Genomic DNA, 14,716 nt, shown 5'->3' on the forward strand with positions numbered 1-14,716 from the left:
TCCAAGCCGCTGATTTAACTCAATACCACGGCAAAGGCTCACCAAGCATCACTGAGTGACGACTCAGCAAACCCCGACACCCAGTTGCATGACTGCCAAGCCGCCCTGATGCCAGCCCCACCAAATCAAACCCAGCAACAACAGCCCAGCTACAGCCAGGCCAGAACGGATCAGCCAACTGCTATTCATACCCCAGCCTGGGCAGTTTGCAAGCGTGCCACCGGTTTTTCATGCACCGGCCAATTGAGTGCCGCAGCGATCAGGCTCAAGCCAATCGCAATCTGCCAGACCAGATCATAGCTCCCCGTTTTGTCAAACAGATAGCCGCCAAGCCAGCCGCCTAAAAACGCTCCAAGCTGATGAAACAGAAAGACAATCCCGCCCAACATTGACAGGTTACGCACACCAAACATGGTGGCGATAGTGCCGTTGGTTAAGGGCACGGTTGATAGCCACAGCAAGCCCATCGCAATACCAAATGCATAAGCGCTCCAGACCGTCAGGGGTGCAAGCACAAATGCACTGATCACCACTGCCCGTGCTAAGTAAAGCACACTGAGCAAGCGCGGCTTGGAGTGACTGCTACCCAGTAGACCGGCGGTATAAGTGCCAAACACATTGAACAGGCCAATGAGCGCCAACACAGTGGTTCCCACCAGAGCCGGCAAGTGCTGATCGACCAGATAGGCAGGCAGGTGCACACCGATAAACACCACCTGAAAACCACAGACAAAGAAGCCCAACGCCAACAACCAGAAACCCGAATGCGAACTGGCCTCACGTAACGCCTCGACTAAGGTTTGCTCGCCGACCTGAACAGGAATGGGCGCATCTTTAATCATCTTGGCCAGCGGCACAATCAGGGCAACCAGCATGCCCAGCGCCAATAAGGCTGAGGACCAGCCCAACCAACTAATCAGCCCGAGTGTGCCGGGCAACATAGCAAATTGTCCGAATGAACCCGCAGCACTGGCAATACCCATTGCCATGCTGCGATCTTCCACAGCAACGGCCCGCCCTACCACACCGAGAATCACCGAAAACGACGTGGCTGAAAGACCCATGCCTATCAGTAAACCCGCACTCAAGGACAATGACCAAAGTGAGTCGGCAAAGCCCATCAAGCCTAAGCCCAAGGCATACAAAACACCGCCCACGACTATTGTGCGTTGAGCGCCATACCGGTCTGCGATAGCACCGGTAAACGGCTGCGTTAAACCCCAGATGAGGTTTTGCAAAGCAATGGCAAAGGCAAAGACTTCACGGCCCCAACCAAACTCTGCACTCATAGGCGGCAGGAACAGCCCAAAGCCATGTCTGATTCCAAGCGACAATGCAAGAATCAGCGAAGCCCCAATCATCACCCAAGCACTTTTGCGCCACACATTATTCATATCAATTCCTAGACATACAGTTGCCTGCCGTTAATCGGGCTCCGAGTCGAATGCTTGTAACTCACTGAGCAAATGGGTGAGTGTTTCCACCCGGTCAGCCCCTACACGCTCGGCGAGTAACGCCTGGACACACTGCCACGCAGCAAAGGCTTCGATGATGACCTGCTCCCCTTGAACGCTGAGCCAAACGATACGGCTACGTTGATCAACGCCCTCTTGCATCACCACTAAACCCTTTGCCTCAAGCACACGCAGATTGCGCCCGAGTGTACTTCGGTCAAGCCCCAGCGCTTGGGCCAGATCACTAATACTGGGTTGTTGTAAGCGCTGTAAATGCTTAAGCAAAGCGTACTGGGCAACGTTAATCCCGACAGCACTTAACGCATCGTCGTATAGCTTGCTAACCCCGCGACTTGCACGGCGCAGCTGAGTACATAAACATTCGGTCGATAACATAATTACGGGTATATACCCGCATCAACTAATAAGCAACCAAAATCGAACCATATCGCGATTGCTTAGAGGGGTTGTTGATTGTTCAAACGAAGCTCGGTTATGAAAGCTGCCAAGTATCTACAGCTTCTGTTGCGCGCTTGATCTTAGGGCTTTGTTGGCAGATCAAGGCCACACGCTGCGGCTTGAGTTGGGTCTGCTGAGCAATGGATTGGCTACTCAGAGCTGCCTCAGTTGATACCGTTTTGGCATCTTCAAGGCACTTGAGAATCACCCCTTCGTCCATTTTGAACTTCACCCAGCGATAGAGCCAGTAGTGGGCGGCGAGCGTGACGATAACAACCACAGCAATGATGATTTTCTCGGTCACGGTTAGATCCTGTTGTTAATCAATTGGCGGCGCAGGCCAGGACCACCACTATTGCGCACTCCAGCACCTCAAGCAACGCACCTGCGGTATCGCCAGTGGTTCCGCCTATCCGCTTGAGCATAAGGTGTCGGCACAGGGCAAACACCAGCCCTGCCATTACCACAGCCAGCCAAGCGCCTGGAACAAAGATTAAAGCCAGCCCCACAACGGCAGCGAGCAGCCAGGGCAGTTGTTTACGCGGTAAATGTGTCGAGAACGCCTCACCCAAGCCGCCCTTGCGCACATAGGGCGTAGTTAAAAATAATAAAGGCAAGGCGCTGCGTGCCAACAGTGGAGCCAACACCAGCGCCGAAACCGACGCTAAGCTGAGCAAGGCAACTAGCGCAGCAAACTTGAGCAGCAACAGGAGCATCAACACCACAACGGCAATAGGCCCACTGCGCGGGTCCTGCATAATATCCAAGGTGCGCTGGCGGTCGCCAAAACCGCCCGCCCATGCATCGGCGCTATCAGCCAGACCATCAAGATGCAAGCCACCCGTAACGGCGACCCACAGGCTTAATAACAGTGCAGCCTGCAACAGTATCGGAACATCGCTTAGCAGATGTTGAGCCAGTATCAGCAGCCCGCCAATCAATAGCCCAACTAGGGGGTAATACAGGGCCGAACGGCCATTTTGCTCGACGCTGGGCACCTGCGCGAGAGTGATCGGCAAGCGCGTTAAGAATTGCAAAGCAATCAGGAATGCTTGCATAGGCGCTCGCTTATCGTGCCATTGGTTTCAAGTTTCAGCTTGATCAACTGAGCATGCCCAACGCTGACTTGCATCAAGTCACTGCGGGGCAAACCTCGCGCTCTGGCCAGCAGTAGATTCATTACACCACCGTGAGTGATCAGCAATATCCGCTCACCAGAATAGGCCTGCTGCAACTGCTGTAAACTGGCCAGAATGCGCGTTTCAAACTGAACCAAGGGCTCACCATTGGGCGGGGTAAATGCATAGGGGTCATTCCAGAACTGACCAAGTCCTTGAGCATCCTGTTCCATCAGATCGGCACTGCTGAGACCTTCCCAGTCACCAAAATGCAACTCCTGCAAACCTGGATCAAAACTCAAGGCGACGCCCTGCGCCTGCGCAACCTCTTCAGCAAAACGTGCGCAACGTTGCAACGGCGAACTGACCACCCGATCCCACAGTGGCTGGTTCTGCGGGTTGTCCAACGCAACTGCCAAAGCTGCACGCAGTTGCGCCCAGCCTGTGGCGGTCAACGCATCATCAATCGAACCGCGCATACCGCCGCCCTGCTCGGTCTCGCCATGGCGCAACAAATCGAGCAACAAGGTCATGCTGACCGCCCGGCAACAGCGGCTTGCGCGAAGGTGGCCATTTCGTTGTGCAGTGCACAGGCCATCCGTAGCAATGGGGCTGCCAAAGCCGCACCACTGCCCTCACCCAGGCGAAGCCCTAAACTCAGCAGTGGTTGCCCACCCAGCGCTTGCAAGACCTTGGCATGCCCCGGCTCTGCGCCCTGATGCGCGAAGAACAACCAGTCCACACAGTCCGGATTTAACTGCTGCGCAACCAAGGCTGCAACAGTGCAGATAAAGCCGTCAACCAGCGCCACGATGCCTTGCTGCGCACAGGCCAAATAAGCACCGGCTAGCGCTGCGATTTCAAAGCCGCCCAAGCGCCTCAGGCCCTCAACCACATCGTTTATTTGAGGGCAATGCAAGGCCAATGCAGCGTCAATGACCTGGGCCTTATGCTGCATACCTGCCGCGTTCAAACCTGTGCCGGGCCCCACCACAGCGCTAGCCTCGCATTGCAGTAACCAACAGGCCAGTGCCGAAGCTGAGGTGGTATTCGCAATGCCCATTTCGCCAGCAATAAACAACTCGGCGCCCGCAATCTCAGCGCGTAATACCGCGTCACGACCTGCTGCCAGTGCTTGCAGCACCTGAGCATCACTCATGGCTGGGCCGTTTAAAAAACTCTGGGTTCCTGGGCCTATGGCTAAATGGCGTACACCGGGCAATGCTTCAAGCGGCGTTGCCGTGCCGAGATCGATCACTTCAAGCGCTGCCGCCAACTGACGCGACAACACACTAATGGCTGCCCCACCGCCAACAAAGTTACGCAACATCTGCCCGGTCACTTCTTGCGGAAAAGCTGAGACACCCTCATTGGCGATGCCATGATCAGCGGCAAATATGCTGATCCAGATTGACTCAACCGCCGGTGCGTGACGCCCTTGTAGCGCGGCCAAGCGCACGGCCAACTGCTCTAACTGAGCCAAAGAGCCGGCGGGTTTGGTCAACTGCGCCTGACGTGCCAGCGCAGCCTGCTGCACAGTCAAGTCGGGCTGGCGGCAGGCCTGTTGCAACCATGACGCACTCACAACGCAGCTCCTTTGAGCACCATCGGTAACCCCGCGACGGTAAACACCACGCGCTGGCAACGCTCAGCCAAGGCCTGATGCAGCCAGCCAGCCTGATCAACATAACGGCGAGTCAACTCACCCATGGGAATCACCCCCAACCCGGTTTCGTTGCTGACCAAAATAATTCGTCCGGGCAAGGTGTCGATGCATGTCAGCAAGGCATCGATCTGTTGCTGCAGCAAAACTTCATCTTCAGCCATCAGCAGATTACTCAGCCACAACGTCAGACAATCGACCAGCAAACAGCGATCCGGTGCAGCGTTTTCCTGCAACACCTTGGCTAACTGCAACGGCTCTTCAATCAACGGCCAATGAGCGGGTCTGCGCAAGCGATGTTGGGCAACTCGCTGACTCATTTCATCATCAAGCGGTTCGCTGGTGGCGATATAGGTCACAGCAAGACCGCAATCCTGCGCCAAACGCTCGGCCAAGCGGCTCTTGCCTGAGCGCGCCCCCCCCAGAATTAATTCATGCATACATTTCCCCTGATCGGCCTCAACTTATTGCGCACAGTTTTTTTAACGTTGCGCAATCAAGGTGCGCCTCTACCATGTCAGCTAAACGCTCGATATCGCGCTCGCGTAGGGCGTGATAATCCACCTCTTCAACCGCGCTCAAACCCGCCCAGCGCAACAACGCCGAACAAGCTGCCGGCGACTCAAACAATCCATGCAGGTAGGTCGCCAGAACCTGTCCATCAGCGCTTATGGCACCCTCGTAGCGACCATCATCAAGTTCAACTGCTGGCGTCAGCGAAGGCTCAATGACACTGACCCCAGCATGGATTTCATAACCCTTTATGGCCTCTCCACTCGCCACCAGCCGGCCACTCACATTGCGCAATTGCTTGTGAGGCTCAAGCCGGGTGTCAATCGCCAGCAACCCTAAGCCACTGCTGCTTCCTGGCGTACCCTCAAGCCCGTGCGGGTCATCAATACTATTGCCAAGCATCTGCAAACCACCGCATACACCCAGCACTTTGCCGCCGTAACGCAGGTGTTTGTTGATGGCCGAATCCCAACCCTGCTCGCGCAAAAATGCCAAGTCGGCGCGCACAGCTTTTGAGCCAGGCAAGATGATCAAATCGGCATTAGGGATCGGCTGGCCCGGGCCGACAAACGTCAGCTCAACCTGTGGGTGCAAACGCAGTGGGTCGAAGTCGGTGTGATTACTGATACGCGGCAATACCGGGACTATGACCTTGAGTACATGCTCAGCCTTGCAGATTTGCCGAGTATCGATCGCATCTTCAGCTTCAAGGTGAAAGTCCATCAGATAGGGCAAAACCCCTAACACCGGCTTACCAGTGCGCGCCTCTAACCAGTCCAGCCCCGGTTGCAACAAAGCAATGTCACCACGAAAGCGATTGATTACAAACCCTTTAACCCGTGCCTGCTCACTCTCTGAAAGCAGCGCTAAGGTGCCGACCAAGTGGGCAAAAACACCGCCTTTATCTATATCAGCAATCAGAATCACCGGACAATCGACCGCTTCGGCAAAACCCATATTGGCGATGTCCCCAGCCCGCAGGTTGATCTCAGCTGGTGAGCCCGCGCCTTCGACCATCACAACTGGATAGGCGCTGCGTAAACGCTGATGAGACGCCAGCACAGCATTCATCGCGACTTTTTTATAATCGTGATACGCCACCGCATCCATGCTGCTGATTGCCCGCCCGTGAATGATCACTTGGGCACCGGTATCACTGCTCGGCTTGAGCAATATGGGGTTCATATCGGTGTGCGGCGTTAAACCGGCAGCCTGCGCTTGCACCGCCTGGGCGCGACCAATCTCCCCCCCATCAAAAGTTACTGCGCTGTTGAGCGCCATATTTTGCGGCTTAAAGGGCACCACACTCACACCTTGACGCCGCAACCAGCGACACAATGCGGTCACCAGCGTGCTTTTACCGGCGTCGGAGGTGGTGCCTTGCACCATTAATGTCGCGCCTTGGGGATCGTCCATATTCATTCTAAACACTCATTAAAACCCTGCAGTGCAGCGTTTAAACGCTGCCAACCGACCTCATCTGCCGGTAACCCAAAGCGCAGGCTTTGCGGGCGCTCGAAGTGACGCAGCAAAATCCCTTTATTGGCTAGATACTCGTGCAGTTGCGGCGCTCGCTCGGTCGCAACCCACTGAAATAGCGAACACCCACCAAGCGCAGGCAAACCGTGCGTCGCCAACACCTGTGCAAGACGCTGAGTGTCATTAAGCAACTGTTGGCGCTGCACTGACTGCCCCTCAACGTCATTCAGCATGGCGGTTGCGATCACCCGTGTCGGCCCACTAACCGGCCACGGCCCGAGCATCTCGGCCAGATCATGCAGTAAGCGTTGCTGCGCCAATACAAAGCCCAGGCGAGCGCCAGCCATGCCAAAAAACTTGCCGAATGAACGCAATACAACCAACCCCGGCAGATGGCTATACCGGGCCAGGCTCTGCTGCGGCGTACAGTCAATAAAAGCTTCATCGACCACTAGCCAGCCGCCACGCTCAGCCAGACGCGAATGCCATTGCAGTAACTGCTCCGGCTCGATAAAGCGCCCAGTTGGATTATTTGGGTTGACCAGCACCAACACATCCAGACGTTCAAGCGCACGATTGATACTGGCTTCGCTAAAGGTCAGCAACTTATGCCCGTAACGTCGCCATGCAGCAGCATGTTCTGCGTAAGCCAAAGGCATCATGCCGACAATTGATTTACGCCGCAGCCGAGGCAATGCCTGAATTGCAGCTTGCGAGCCAGCCACCGGTAAAAGCGAGCGGCAGCCATAATAGTCGCGCGCAGCCGACTCCAAACCGTCTTCAGTTTCAGGTAGCCGCTGCCAGGCGGATGCAGGAATATCGGGCAGCGCCAGGCCATAAGGGGCTACGCCCGTTGATAAATCCAGCCAGTCCGCTAGCGCGATACCGTATTGCAGCGTGGCAAGTCGCAACCGTCCACCGTGTTCAAGCACTGAACAACTCCCATGCACCTAACAGCAGCAGCCAAAGCAATACACCGCCGTAAACCAGGTTAAGCGCACGCTCGATATCGGCAGCGCGCGCTTGCGGCCCTGAACCTAAGTCCGGGCGCTGGTGTGTTTCCCCGTGATATTGCGCAGCACCGCCCAGTTGAACATTCAAGGCCCCGGCCCCTGCAGCCATTACCGGCCCTGCATTTGGGCTATCCCACAGCGGAGCTTGCTGACGCCAACAACGCAAGCCATTGCGGGTATGGCCCAGCAGCGCATAGGTCAGGGCAACCAAGCGTGAGGGAATAAAATTGAGCACATCATCTATTTTTGCAGCGGCCCAGCCAAAGCGTTCAAAGCGCTCATTGCGATAGCCCCACATGGCATCCAGGGTATTGCTCAGGCGATACAGGACCACGCCAGGCGCACCGGCAACCATAAACCAGAACAGCGCTGCAAAGACCGCATCACTGCCGTTTTCCAAGACAGATTCGGTGCCCGCTCGCGCCACTCCATTTGCATCCAGTTGCGCCGTATTGCGGCTGACCATATAACCCACTCGCTCGCGGGCCAAGTTCAGGTCGCCCAAGCGTAATGCCTGCACAATCGGCCGTGCGTGCTCGCCAAGGCTGCGCAAACCCAAGGCAAGATAAAGCGCGACGATCTCGACAAACCAGCCGAACGCCGCCACTTGGCTCAGCAACCAAACCATTGCTGTCAATGGCAACACAGCCAGGCACCAGGCGCTGACACCATGACTGCGCCAACCTGCCCCTGACGGATTGAATCGTTGCTCAATCCGCTCGGCCCACTGACCGAACGCCACCAGAGGATGCCAGCCCTTGGACTCACCAAACACGGCATCCGCCGCCACCCCCGCAATTGTGCTTAAAAACAAACTCATCCTTAGCGCTTCTACGCGACCTCTTATCAATGCCTCTAATTGCTGCATCTAGTTGAGCGCAGCAGTGTCGGGCAGGAGGATATCCGCCGATTTAATCTCGTGCAGCTGTTTTCCCCAGGCACAACCCCGAGCTAAGCCTGAGCTGACGCCTTCACGGGCACACAGCGTAGCTGCAATCAGGCTCCCCATTGGTTTTCAAAAATCAGTTCACGCAGCTCGCGAGGCTTCGCCCAGCCTTGCTCCTGCAACATGGGTTGCTGATAAAACGCGTCCACAGGCCCAATGCACAAAACGGCCAAAGGCTTACTGCCGAGGGGCATATTCAATAGTTTGCCAAGTGCAACCGGATCAAACAGTGACACCCAGCCCATGCCCAAACCTTCAGCGCGTGCAGCCAGCCACATATTCTGAATCGCACAGGCCACCGAGGCTAAATCCATCTCGGGTAAGGTGCGCCGGCCAAAAATATGCGCCTCGCGTCGATCCATCAGCCCCACCACCAACACCTCAGCACATTCCCGGACACCCTCAACCTTGAGCTGCATAAACGCGTCAGAGCGCTCATTCAGTGCTTCTGCTGTGCGTACTCGCTCCTGCTCAACCAACTCAGCGATGGCTTCTCGGGTTTGCACCTGGGTTATGCGGATAAATCGCCACGGCTGCATCAGGCCCACACTCGGCCCCTGATGCGCCGCCTCAAGCAGCCTGGCGAGTAATTCAGGGGCAACTTCACCGCCACTGAAGTGACGCATATCACGGCGTTCGGCAATGACCCGGTAGATCGCGGCGCGCTCTGCTGCGCTGTAGGCATGTTCATTCATGGGCGAAACAGCTCTGCCACGGCATGCGGATTGGAGGCGAAGTAGAAATGAATGTACGAGGCCGTCAGGCGACCATCGCGATAAACCGATTCGCTGGTGCGCCGGTAATTTGGACATTCACCCCGGGCGATTTCAGGCAATTGGCCCTCAAGCGTAGAGTGATGAAATGTGTGCCCCCGCAGCATGCCCTCTGGCAGCTCAACCGCCTGTAACGCCAGCGCGCTAAGGCGCGACTGCAAGATCGCGCGACCGGGGAGCACGCCAAGCATAGCGCCACTCTCGCCCTGTTTATCGGTCAGCGACTCAAGCAGATAGAGCATGCCACCACACTCGGCCAACAACGGCTTACCCGCGCCGTGATGTGCGCGAATTGAATCAGCCATGCCTTGATTTCCAGCCAGTTGCTTCAGGTGCAGCTCAGGATAACCACCGGGCAAATAAAGGCCATCGGCCTGTGGTAACGCAGCATCGTTGAGCGGTGAGAAGTAACAAATCTGCGCCCCAAGCTCGCGCAATACATCAAGATTTGCCTGATACAAAAAGGCAAAAGCAGCGTCCCGCGCAACCGCAATCCGCACACCCGCCAACAGCGGTTTAATGCTGCGTTCTTGAGGGGCTGCAAAGTGAATTGCAGGCGGCAATTCAATTTGCGCACTGGCGGCCAGTGCATCTGCTGCCGCGTCCAAGCGAATCTCAAGATCGGCCAGCTCATCGGCCTGAACCAACCCCAGGTGACGACTTGGCAGTTCGATTTCGACACTGCGCGGCAAAGCCCCATACCAGCGCATGGAGTCAGCTATCGAGTCGGCCAGAATCTGCCCGTGGCGTGCACTACCAACACGATTCGCCAGCACCCCGGAGAATGGTAAACCCACCTGGAACGTCGCTAACCCGTGGGCCAGCGCCGCAAAGGTTTGTGCCATGGCCGAGGCATCAATAACCGCCATCACTGGAACGCCAAAGTGCTGAGCAAGATCGGCGGCCGAAGGCGAGCCGTCGAACAGCCCCATCACGCCCTCGATCAAAATCAAATCCGCATTTTGCGCTGCCTGCCAAAGCAAACGACGGCTTTCGGCTTCGCCAACCATCCATAAATCGAGCTGATAGACCGGTTGACCCGATGCACGCGCCAGAATCATCGGATCAAGGAAGTCGGGCCCACACTTGAAGACCTGAACCCGCTTACCCTGCCGTGAATACAAGCGCGCAAGTGCAGCTGTAACCGTCGTCTTGCCTTGCCCGGAGGCAGGCGCTGCGATCAACAATGCCGGGCAATGATGCGGCGCTGTGCTGCTCATCTAACTCACCCCGCTAAGCAGATGGAAAGCACAGCAAGGTACATCAGGACTCACGCTTCTTTTGCGCATTATGGCGAGCATAATTATGACCGCACCTCACGCCGACGTGCTGCAAAGGCTGCGTGCAGGCCCAGATACAAAGCGCTGGCACCGCCCAGATACAAGGCCAAATTAGTCAGGTTACGCGGGTAGTACACCGCGATACGCTCAACCAACTGGCCAAGGCTTGGGTCTGGGTAACGGCCCGAGAAAAACAGAAATCCACCGCCCGAAAACAAATAGCACACAAAGGCGCTGACCGAAGCAATTGCAGCCAGCAACAGAAGACTGCTTGGCTGATGACGATGCATAACGGCGTAAAGCCGACCACCGAGCCACATAGCGCCATAGGCCGGAATTAACATCCAATAGGCAGGCGACATGCACCAGTCACTTACCCCAGCCCATTGCATGGCCGCGATATCAAGCAATGAAGCCTCGACAAACAGTGCTGGAAATACCCAGCGCGGCTTAAGCAAAGCACCCGCCAGAAAGAACACAGCCCAGGATGCACTGGGCAGGTTAACCGTGGCGAAATGCTGACCACGGGTCATGGCCATCAATGCGGCAAGCGCAATGGCGATCAGTAACTGGCTGCGTGGCGAAATGTTCATAATCTTCTCCTCTTGGCCGTGCCAGGGCGCAGAAACTACGCCATGGTCAAGGCATGGCGACTAGAGTGCTTGGTAACGCACGCTGAAATACACGGCCTGCCCCGGTTGGTTGTAACCGTCCGCAGTCTCATAATCAGCACCCAACAAATTCGCGACACGGCTTTGCAGCCGCCACTCTTTTGTGAGGCGATACTCTGCGCGCAAGTCAACGGTGGCGAAACCTGAAAGCTCCTTGGTATTGGCCAGGTCGTCATAACGCTGACCTTCAGCATGCACGCTGCCGCCGATGCTGAACTTGCCTAGTTGGCGATCAACATCAAGGTTGAACAGTTGCTTGGCACGCCGCGCCAACTGGTTACCGTCATTGGCTCCGCTCGACTGGTTCTGCGGGTCAATCAATGTGTAGTTGGCGTTCCAATCGAAGCCCAGCAATTGACTGGCCACAACCAGCTCCACACCATTGATTCGGGCTTTATCGACGTTGGATGGCCCTTGAATCGAAGCGTCGTATGCAATCAGGTCATCGATTTCATTGCGGAAAGCGTTAACCGACCAGTGCCCCCAATCGTGCTGACCGGTTAGCCCAACTTCAATGCTTTCTGAGGTTTCAGCATCCAGATTTGGATTGCCGTAGTCAGGGAAGTACAACTCGTTAAAGGTCGGTGCCTTGAATGCACTGCCGTAACTGATGGTGCTGCGCAACCAGTCGGTCAACGCAAAGCCGTAGGCGATATTACCGGTCTGATGATCACCGAACTGTTCGTTATCATCGCGGCGCAGCGCTACTTGCCAGTCATGACGCCCGGCCTCGCCTAAGTACTGAACAAAGTAGCCATTATTGTCACGTGAGTCCTGATCGTAATCAGTGCTGCCGTTGATTTCATCGCGCTGGTAATCAGTGCCGAGCGTCACTGTCTGACCCTCAGCAACGCTTATATCGTTCTGCCAACTTACCGTGTCGCGTCGGCTATCAAAGCGTGAGCTGAATTTGCCGTCCGTGTAGGCATCGGACTTATCCTCACTGCGTCCAGCCTGCAAAGTCACCAGCCAGATATCGAACGGCGAGAAACGGGCACGGCCACCATAGACATTGGACTCGCCGTCAGCATTGGCATTGAAACCTGAGGTACGGCTGCGGTTAACGCTGTCGTAATCGTTGTGCGACTTGGCTTTAAGCAGGTTTGCATCAAGTTCCAAGCCGTTGTCGAAACGATAACCGGCACTCAGGGTGCCGGACAGATTGCGATAACCATCGTCATCACTTTCAGCCCCGCTGACCCCAGCTGATTTGACGTTAATCCCGTCAGTATCCGAACCGCTGACGCCAAGGCTGTACCAACCCTTGTCACTGCCCCCAGAAACACCCGCGCTGCCGGTAGAGGCGTCATGCGTGCCGTAGCCAGCAGAAAAGAACGGTTTAGCCTCGCCCGTCTTTCCTTTGCGGGTAAAAATCTGGATAACCCCACCAATGGCTTCAGAACCATACAGGCTGGAGCGCGGTCCACGTACGACTTCAATGCGTTCAATCAACTCAATGGGCAGATCCTGCAAGGCAGCACCGCCGGAGCTGACCGAACCAATCTTGACGCCATCAATCATGACCAACACGTGATCAGACTCAGTGCCACGCATAAATAGCGAGGTCGACTTACCGGGCCCGCCGTTATTGACCAACGAAACACCTGGGACTTTTCGTAATAACTCAGGCACAGAATTGACCTGTGTTTGCTCGATTTCTGCACGATCAAATACCGTGACAGCAGCCAGGCTCTGGTTGGCCGTTTGTGCTGTACGCGTGGCGGTAACCACGGTGTCGTCAAGCTGGTTCGGTTCTACTGCGAAAACCTGGGAACCACTGGATACGCCACACAGCACGACGGCTGCTGACGTGAAAAAGGACTTACTGCTCATTGCGTATGCTCCGCCGCTCTCACCCGTGCGACCTAGACTGGGAAAGACATACGGAGAACAGCAGACGCATTAGCCACAGGTACGCAAAAAAACGCCCACAGGGTGATACGCCCGACAAAGCCCTCCGCGATGCCGTGAACATGCGACAGGCCGGTCTCCGGGCTTACGAGCAGCGCACTGTTGCCAGCACACCATCAAACACACCTTCCCATGCCTGAGCACAGTGGTTGAAAAAGCGTTTGAGTTGACTCGTTTACCGTTGCGGGGGCAGCGTCGGAATTGCTTGCGTGAACACGCAAAACTCACCGACTTCCCTGTTTCACCCTGTAAATACAAGGCACCTGAAGCAAGCCGCGCAGAGTAGTGACTTGCGACTAGAAGGTCAAACACCAATGCAATGGCACTGGGCGTGGCAACGCGACGTTTACCCACCATTGAGCACTCAAAAAACCGATTGCCGGTTAAAATGCTGGATGAAAAAGTGTCGATTCAGTTTCAATGGCGCGGATAAAAGTCGGCGGGTTTGACCGCAAGCCACTCAACAAAGGTGCGCAGGCGCTCATCACTCAACAAGCTCTCCCGCGAGTTGTAGGTCAGCGCCAATTCTTTTTCGCTAAACAAGCGGTGCACTTGGTTGTGACAGGCGCGACACAGCCACAGGGTTGCAGTGATGCGCTCTGTCTTGGCGTAGCGCTTTTGCACATAGGTTTTGTTGTGCAGCGCTTTGGGAATCAGATGATGTCGAGTCAACAGCGTATCGCGCGCGCACAATTCACAGGCGTCAGGCTGGGGTGGCAGACGAATAGGTTCGGACATAAGGCAGATGTTAACGCTTGCGGCAGAGTGTCAAACCATCACCCAGCGGCAGTAATGTCAGATCGATACGCGCATCATCTTTGAGCTGCGCATTCAGCGCTTGAATCGCGCGCGTGTCTTCGCTTTCAGGCTCGGCTTCAAGCACCCGTCCACTCCAGAGGGTGTTATCGAAAAGCAGCAAGGCACCCGGCTTAAGCAAGCGTAGCGCCTGTTCAAAATAGTCGGGGTAATTGGCTTTATCGGCATCGATAAACATCATATCGACCGTCTCTGCAAACCCCTCGCGCTCCAGCTGTGCAAGGGTATCCAGTGCGGGAGCCAAACGCTGCTCGATACGATCACTAACCCCAGCCTCTTGCCAATAGCGCTCAGCGATTGCGTTGTAATCGGCCACCAGATCACAACAGATTAGCTTACCGTCAGCGGGCATTGCCTGAGCCATGCAGATCGCGCTGTAACCGGTGAACGTACCGACTTCAATGATCCGTTTGGGCGCCAGCAACTGCACCAGCATCGCCATAAACTGCCCCTGCTCGGGTGCAATTTGCCAGCGCGCATTGGCAAGCATGGCCGTCTCTTCACGCAGCCGTTTCAGCGTAGAGGATTCGCGCAGGGAAACATCCAGCAGGTAGTGGTACAAGGGTTCGTCGAGATTAAGCGTTCGATTGGTCATTGGCGTCTCCGTACCGAATGCAGCC

17 protein-coding genes and 1 riboswitch are annotated in these 14,716 nt (G+C 55.8%); all 17 genes read right to left on the reverse strand.

Annotated features, from left to right (window positions below):
- Nucleotides 1-63 precede the first annotated feature (63 nt).
- The gene (locus ACIGCM_RS11895; RefSeq protein WP_397502264.1) at nt 64-189 is read right to left on the reverse strand and encodes a hypothetical protein; all 126 of its coding nucleotides are present in this window, start codon (nt 187-189) and stop codon (nt 64-66) included.
- Nucleotides 186-1,394 (reverse strand): MFS transporter, encoded by a 1,209-nt coding sequence (locus ACIGCM_RS11900; protein WP_397502265.1) that lies wholly within the window; start codon nt 1,392-1,394, stop codon nt 186-188. The genes ACIGCM_RS11895 and ACIGCM_RS11900 overlap by 4 nt, the downstream gene beginning before the upstream one ends.
- Nucleotides 1,395-1,424: 30 nt before the next feature.
- Entirely contained in the window at nt 1,425-1,850 is a 426-nt protein-coding gene (locus ACIGCM_RS11905) for a MarR family winged helix-turn-helix transcriptional regulator (protein WP_397502266.1), read from the reverse strand.
- Nucleotides 1,851-1,947: 97 nt separating this feature from the next.
- Nucleotides 1,948-2,217, reverse strand: a complete 270-nt coding sequence (locus ACIGCM_RS11910) for a hypothetical protein (protein ID WP_397502267.1) — start codon at nt 2,215-2,217, stop codon at nt 1,948-1,950.
- Nucleotides 2,218-2,236: 19 nt separating this feature from the next.
- Nucleotides 2,237-2,971: an adenosylcobinamide-GDP ribazoletransferase gene (locus ACIGCM_RS11915; protein ID WP_397502268.1), complete on the reverse strand. Its 735-nt coding sequence runs from the start codon at nt 2,969-2,971 to the stop codon at nt 2,237-2,239.
- Nucleotides 2,956-3,564 carry an alpha-ribazole phosphatase family protein gene (gene cobC, locus ACIGCM_RS11920; protein ID WP_397502269.1) on the reverse strand — a complete coding sequence of 203 codons (609 nt, stop codon included), beginning with the start codon at nt 3,562-3,564 and terminating at the stop codon, nt 2,956-2,958. The genes ACIGCM_RS11915 and cobC overlap by 16 nt, the downstream gene beginning before the upstream one ends.
- Complete coding sequence (cobT, locus tag ACIGCM_RS11925) at nt 3,561-4,616, reverse strand: nicotinate-nucleotide--dimethylbenzimidazole phosphoribosyltransferase (protein WP_397502270.1); 1,056 nt, start codon at nt 4,614-4,616, stop codon at nt 3,561-3,563. The genes cobC and cobT overlap by 4 nt, the downstream gene beginning before the upstream one ends.
- Nucleotides 4,613-5,134, reverse strand: a complete 522-nt coding sequence (cobU, locus tag ACIGCM_RS11930; RefSeq protein ID WP_397502271.1) for a bifunctional adenosylcobinamide kinase/adenosylcobinamide-phosphate guanylyltransferase — start codon at nt 5,132-5,134, stop codon at nt 4,613-4,615. Before cobU ends, cobT begins: the two co-directional genes overlap by 4 nt.
- Nucleotides 5,135-5,153: 19 nt before the next feature.
- Nucleotides 5,154-6,623 carry a cobyric acid synthase gene (locus ACIGCM_RS11935; RefSeq protein WP_397502723.1) on the reverse strand — a complete coding sequence of 490 codons (1,470 nt, stop codon included), beginning with the start codon at nt 6,621-6,623 and terminating at the stop codon, nt 5,154-5,156.
- Nucleotides 6,624-6,625: 2 nt separating this feature from the next.
- Nucleotides 6,626-7,618: a threonine-phosphate decarboxylase CobD gene (gene cobD, locus ACIGCM_RS11940; RefSeq protein ID WP_397502272.1), complete on the reverse strand. Its 993-nt coding sequence runs from the start codon at nt 7,616-7,618 to the stop codon at nt 6,626-6,628.
- Nucleotides 7,611-8,519, reverse strand: a complete 909-nt coding sequence (gene cbiB, locus ACIGCM_RS11945) for an adenosylcobinamide-phosphate synthase CbiB (RefSeq protein ID WP_397502273.1) — start codon at nt 8,517-8,519, stop codon at nt 7,611-7,613. The genes cobD and cbiB overlap by 8 nt, the downstream gene beginning before the upstream one ends.
- Before the next feature lie 176 nt (nt 8,520-8,695).
- Complete coding sequence (gene bluB / locus ACIGCM_RS11950; protein WP_397502274.1) at nt 8,696-9,340, reverse strand: 5,6-dimethylbenzimidazole synthase; 645 nt, start codon at nt 9,338-9,340, stop codon at nt 8,696-8,698.
- Nucleotides 9,337-10,638: a cobyrinate a,c-diamide synthase gene (locus ACIGCM_RS11955; RefSeq protein WP_397502275.1), complete on the reverse strand. Its 1,302-nt coding sequence runs from the start codon at nt 10,636-10,638 to the stop codon at nt 9,337-9,339. The genes bluB and ACIGCM_RS11955 overlap by 4 nt, the downstream gene beginning before the upstream one ends.
- 83 nt (nt 10,639-10,721) lie before the next feature.
- On the reverse strand, nt 10,722-11,291 hold the full coding sequence (locus ACIGCM_RS11960) for a hypothetical protein (RefSeq protein WP_397502276.1): 570 nt from the start codon (nt 11,289-11,291) through the stop codon (nt 10,722-10,724).
- 60 nt (nt 11,292-11,351) lie between these two features.
- Nucleotides 11,352-13,202 (reverse strand): TonB-dependent vitamin B12 receptor, encoded by a 1,851-nt coding sequence (gene btuB, locus ACIGCM_RS11965; protein WP_397502277.1) that lies wholly within the window; start codon nt 13,200-13,202, stop codon nt 11,352-11,354.
- 130 nt (nt 13,203-13,332) lie between these two features.
- Nucleotides 13,333-13,562: riboswitch (cobalamin riboswitch) on the reverse strand.
- 135 nt (nt 13,563-13,697) lie between these two features.
- Entirely contained in the window at nt 13,698-14,018 is a 321-nt protein-coding gene (locus ACIGCM_RS11970; protein ID WP_397502278.1) for a hypothetical protein, read from the reverse strand.
- Between the two features lie 10 nt (nt 14,019-14,028).
- A complete protein-coding gene (locus tag ACIGCM_RS11975) occupies nt 14,029-14,691 on the reverse strand; it encodes an O-methyltransferase (protein ID WP_397502279.1) in 663 nt (220 codons plus the stop codon).
- Nucleotides 14,692-14,716: the final 25 nt, after the last annotated feature.

Source organism: Pseudomonas sp. NPDC078700 (assembly GCF_044542375.1).
Lineage (GTDB): Bacteria > Pseudomonadota > Gammaproteobacteria > Pseudomonadales > Pseudomonadaceae > Aquipseudomonas.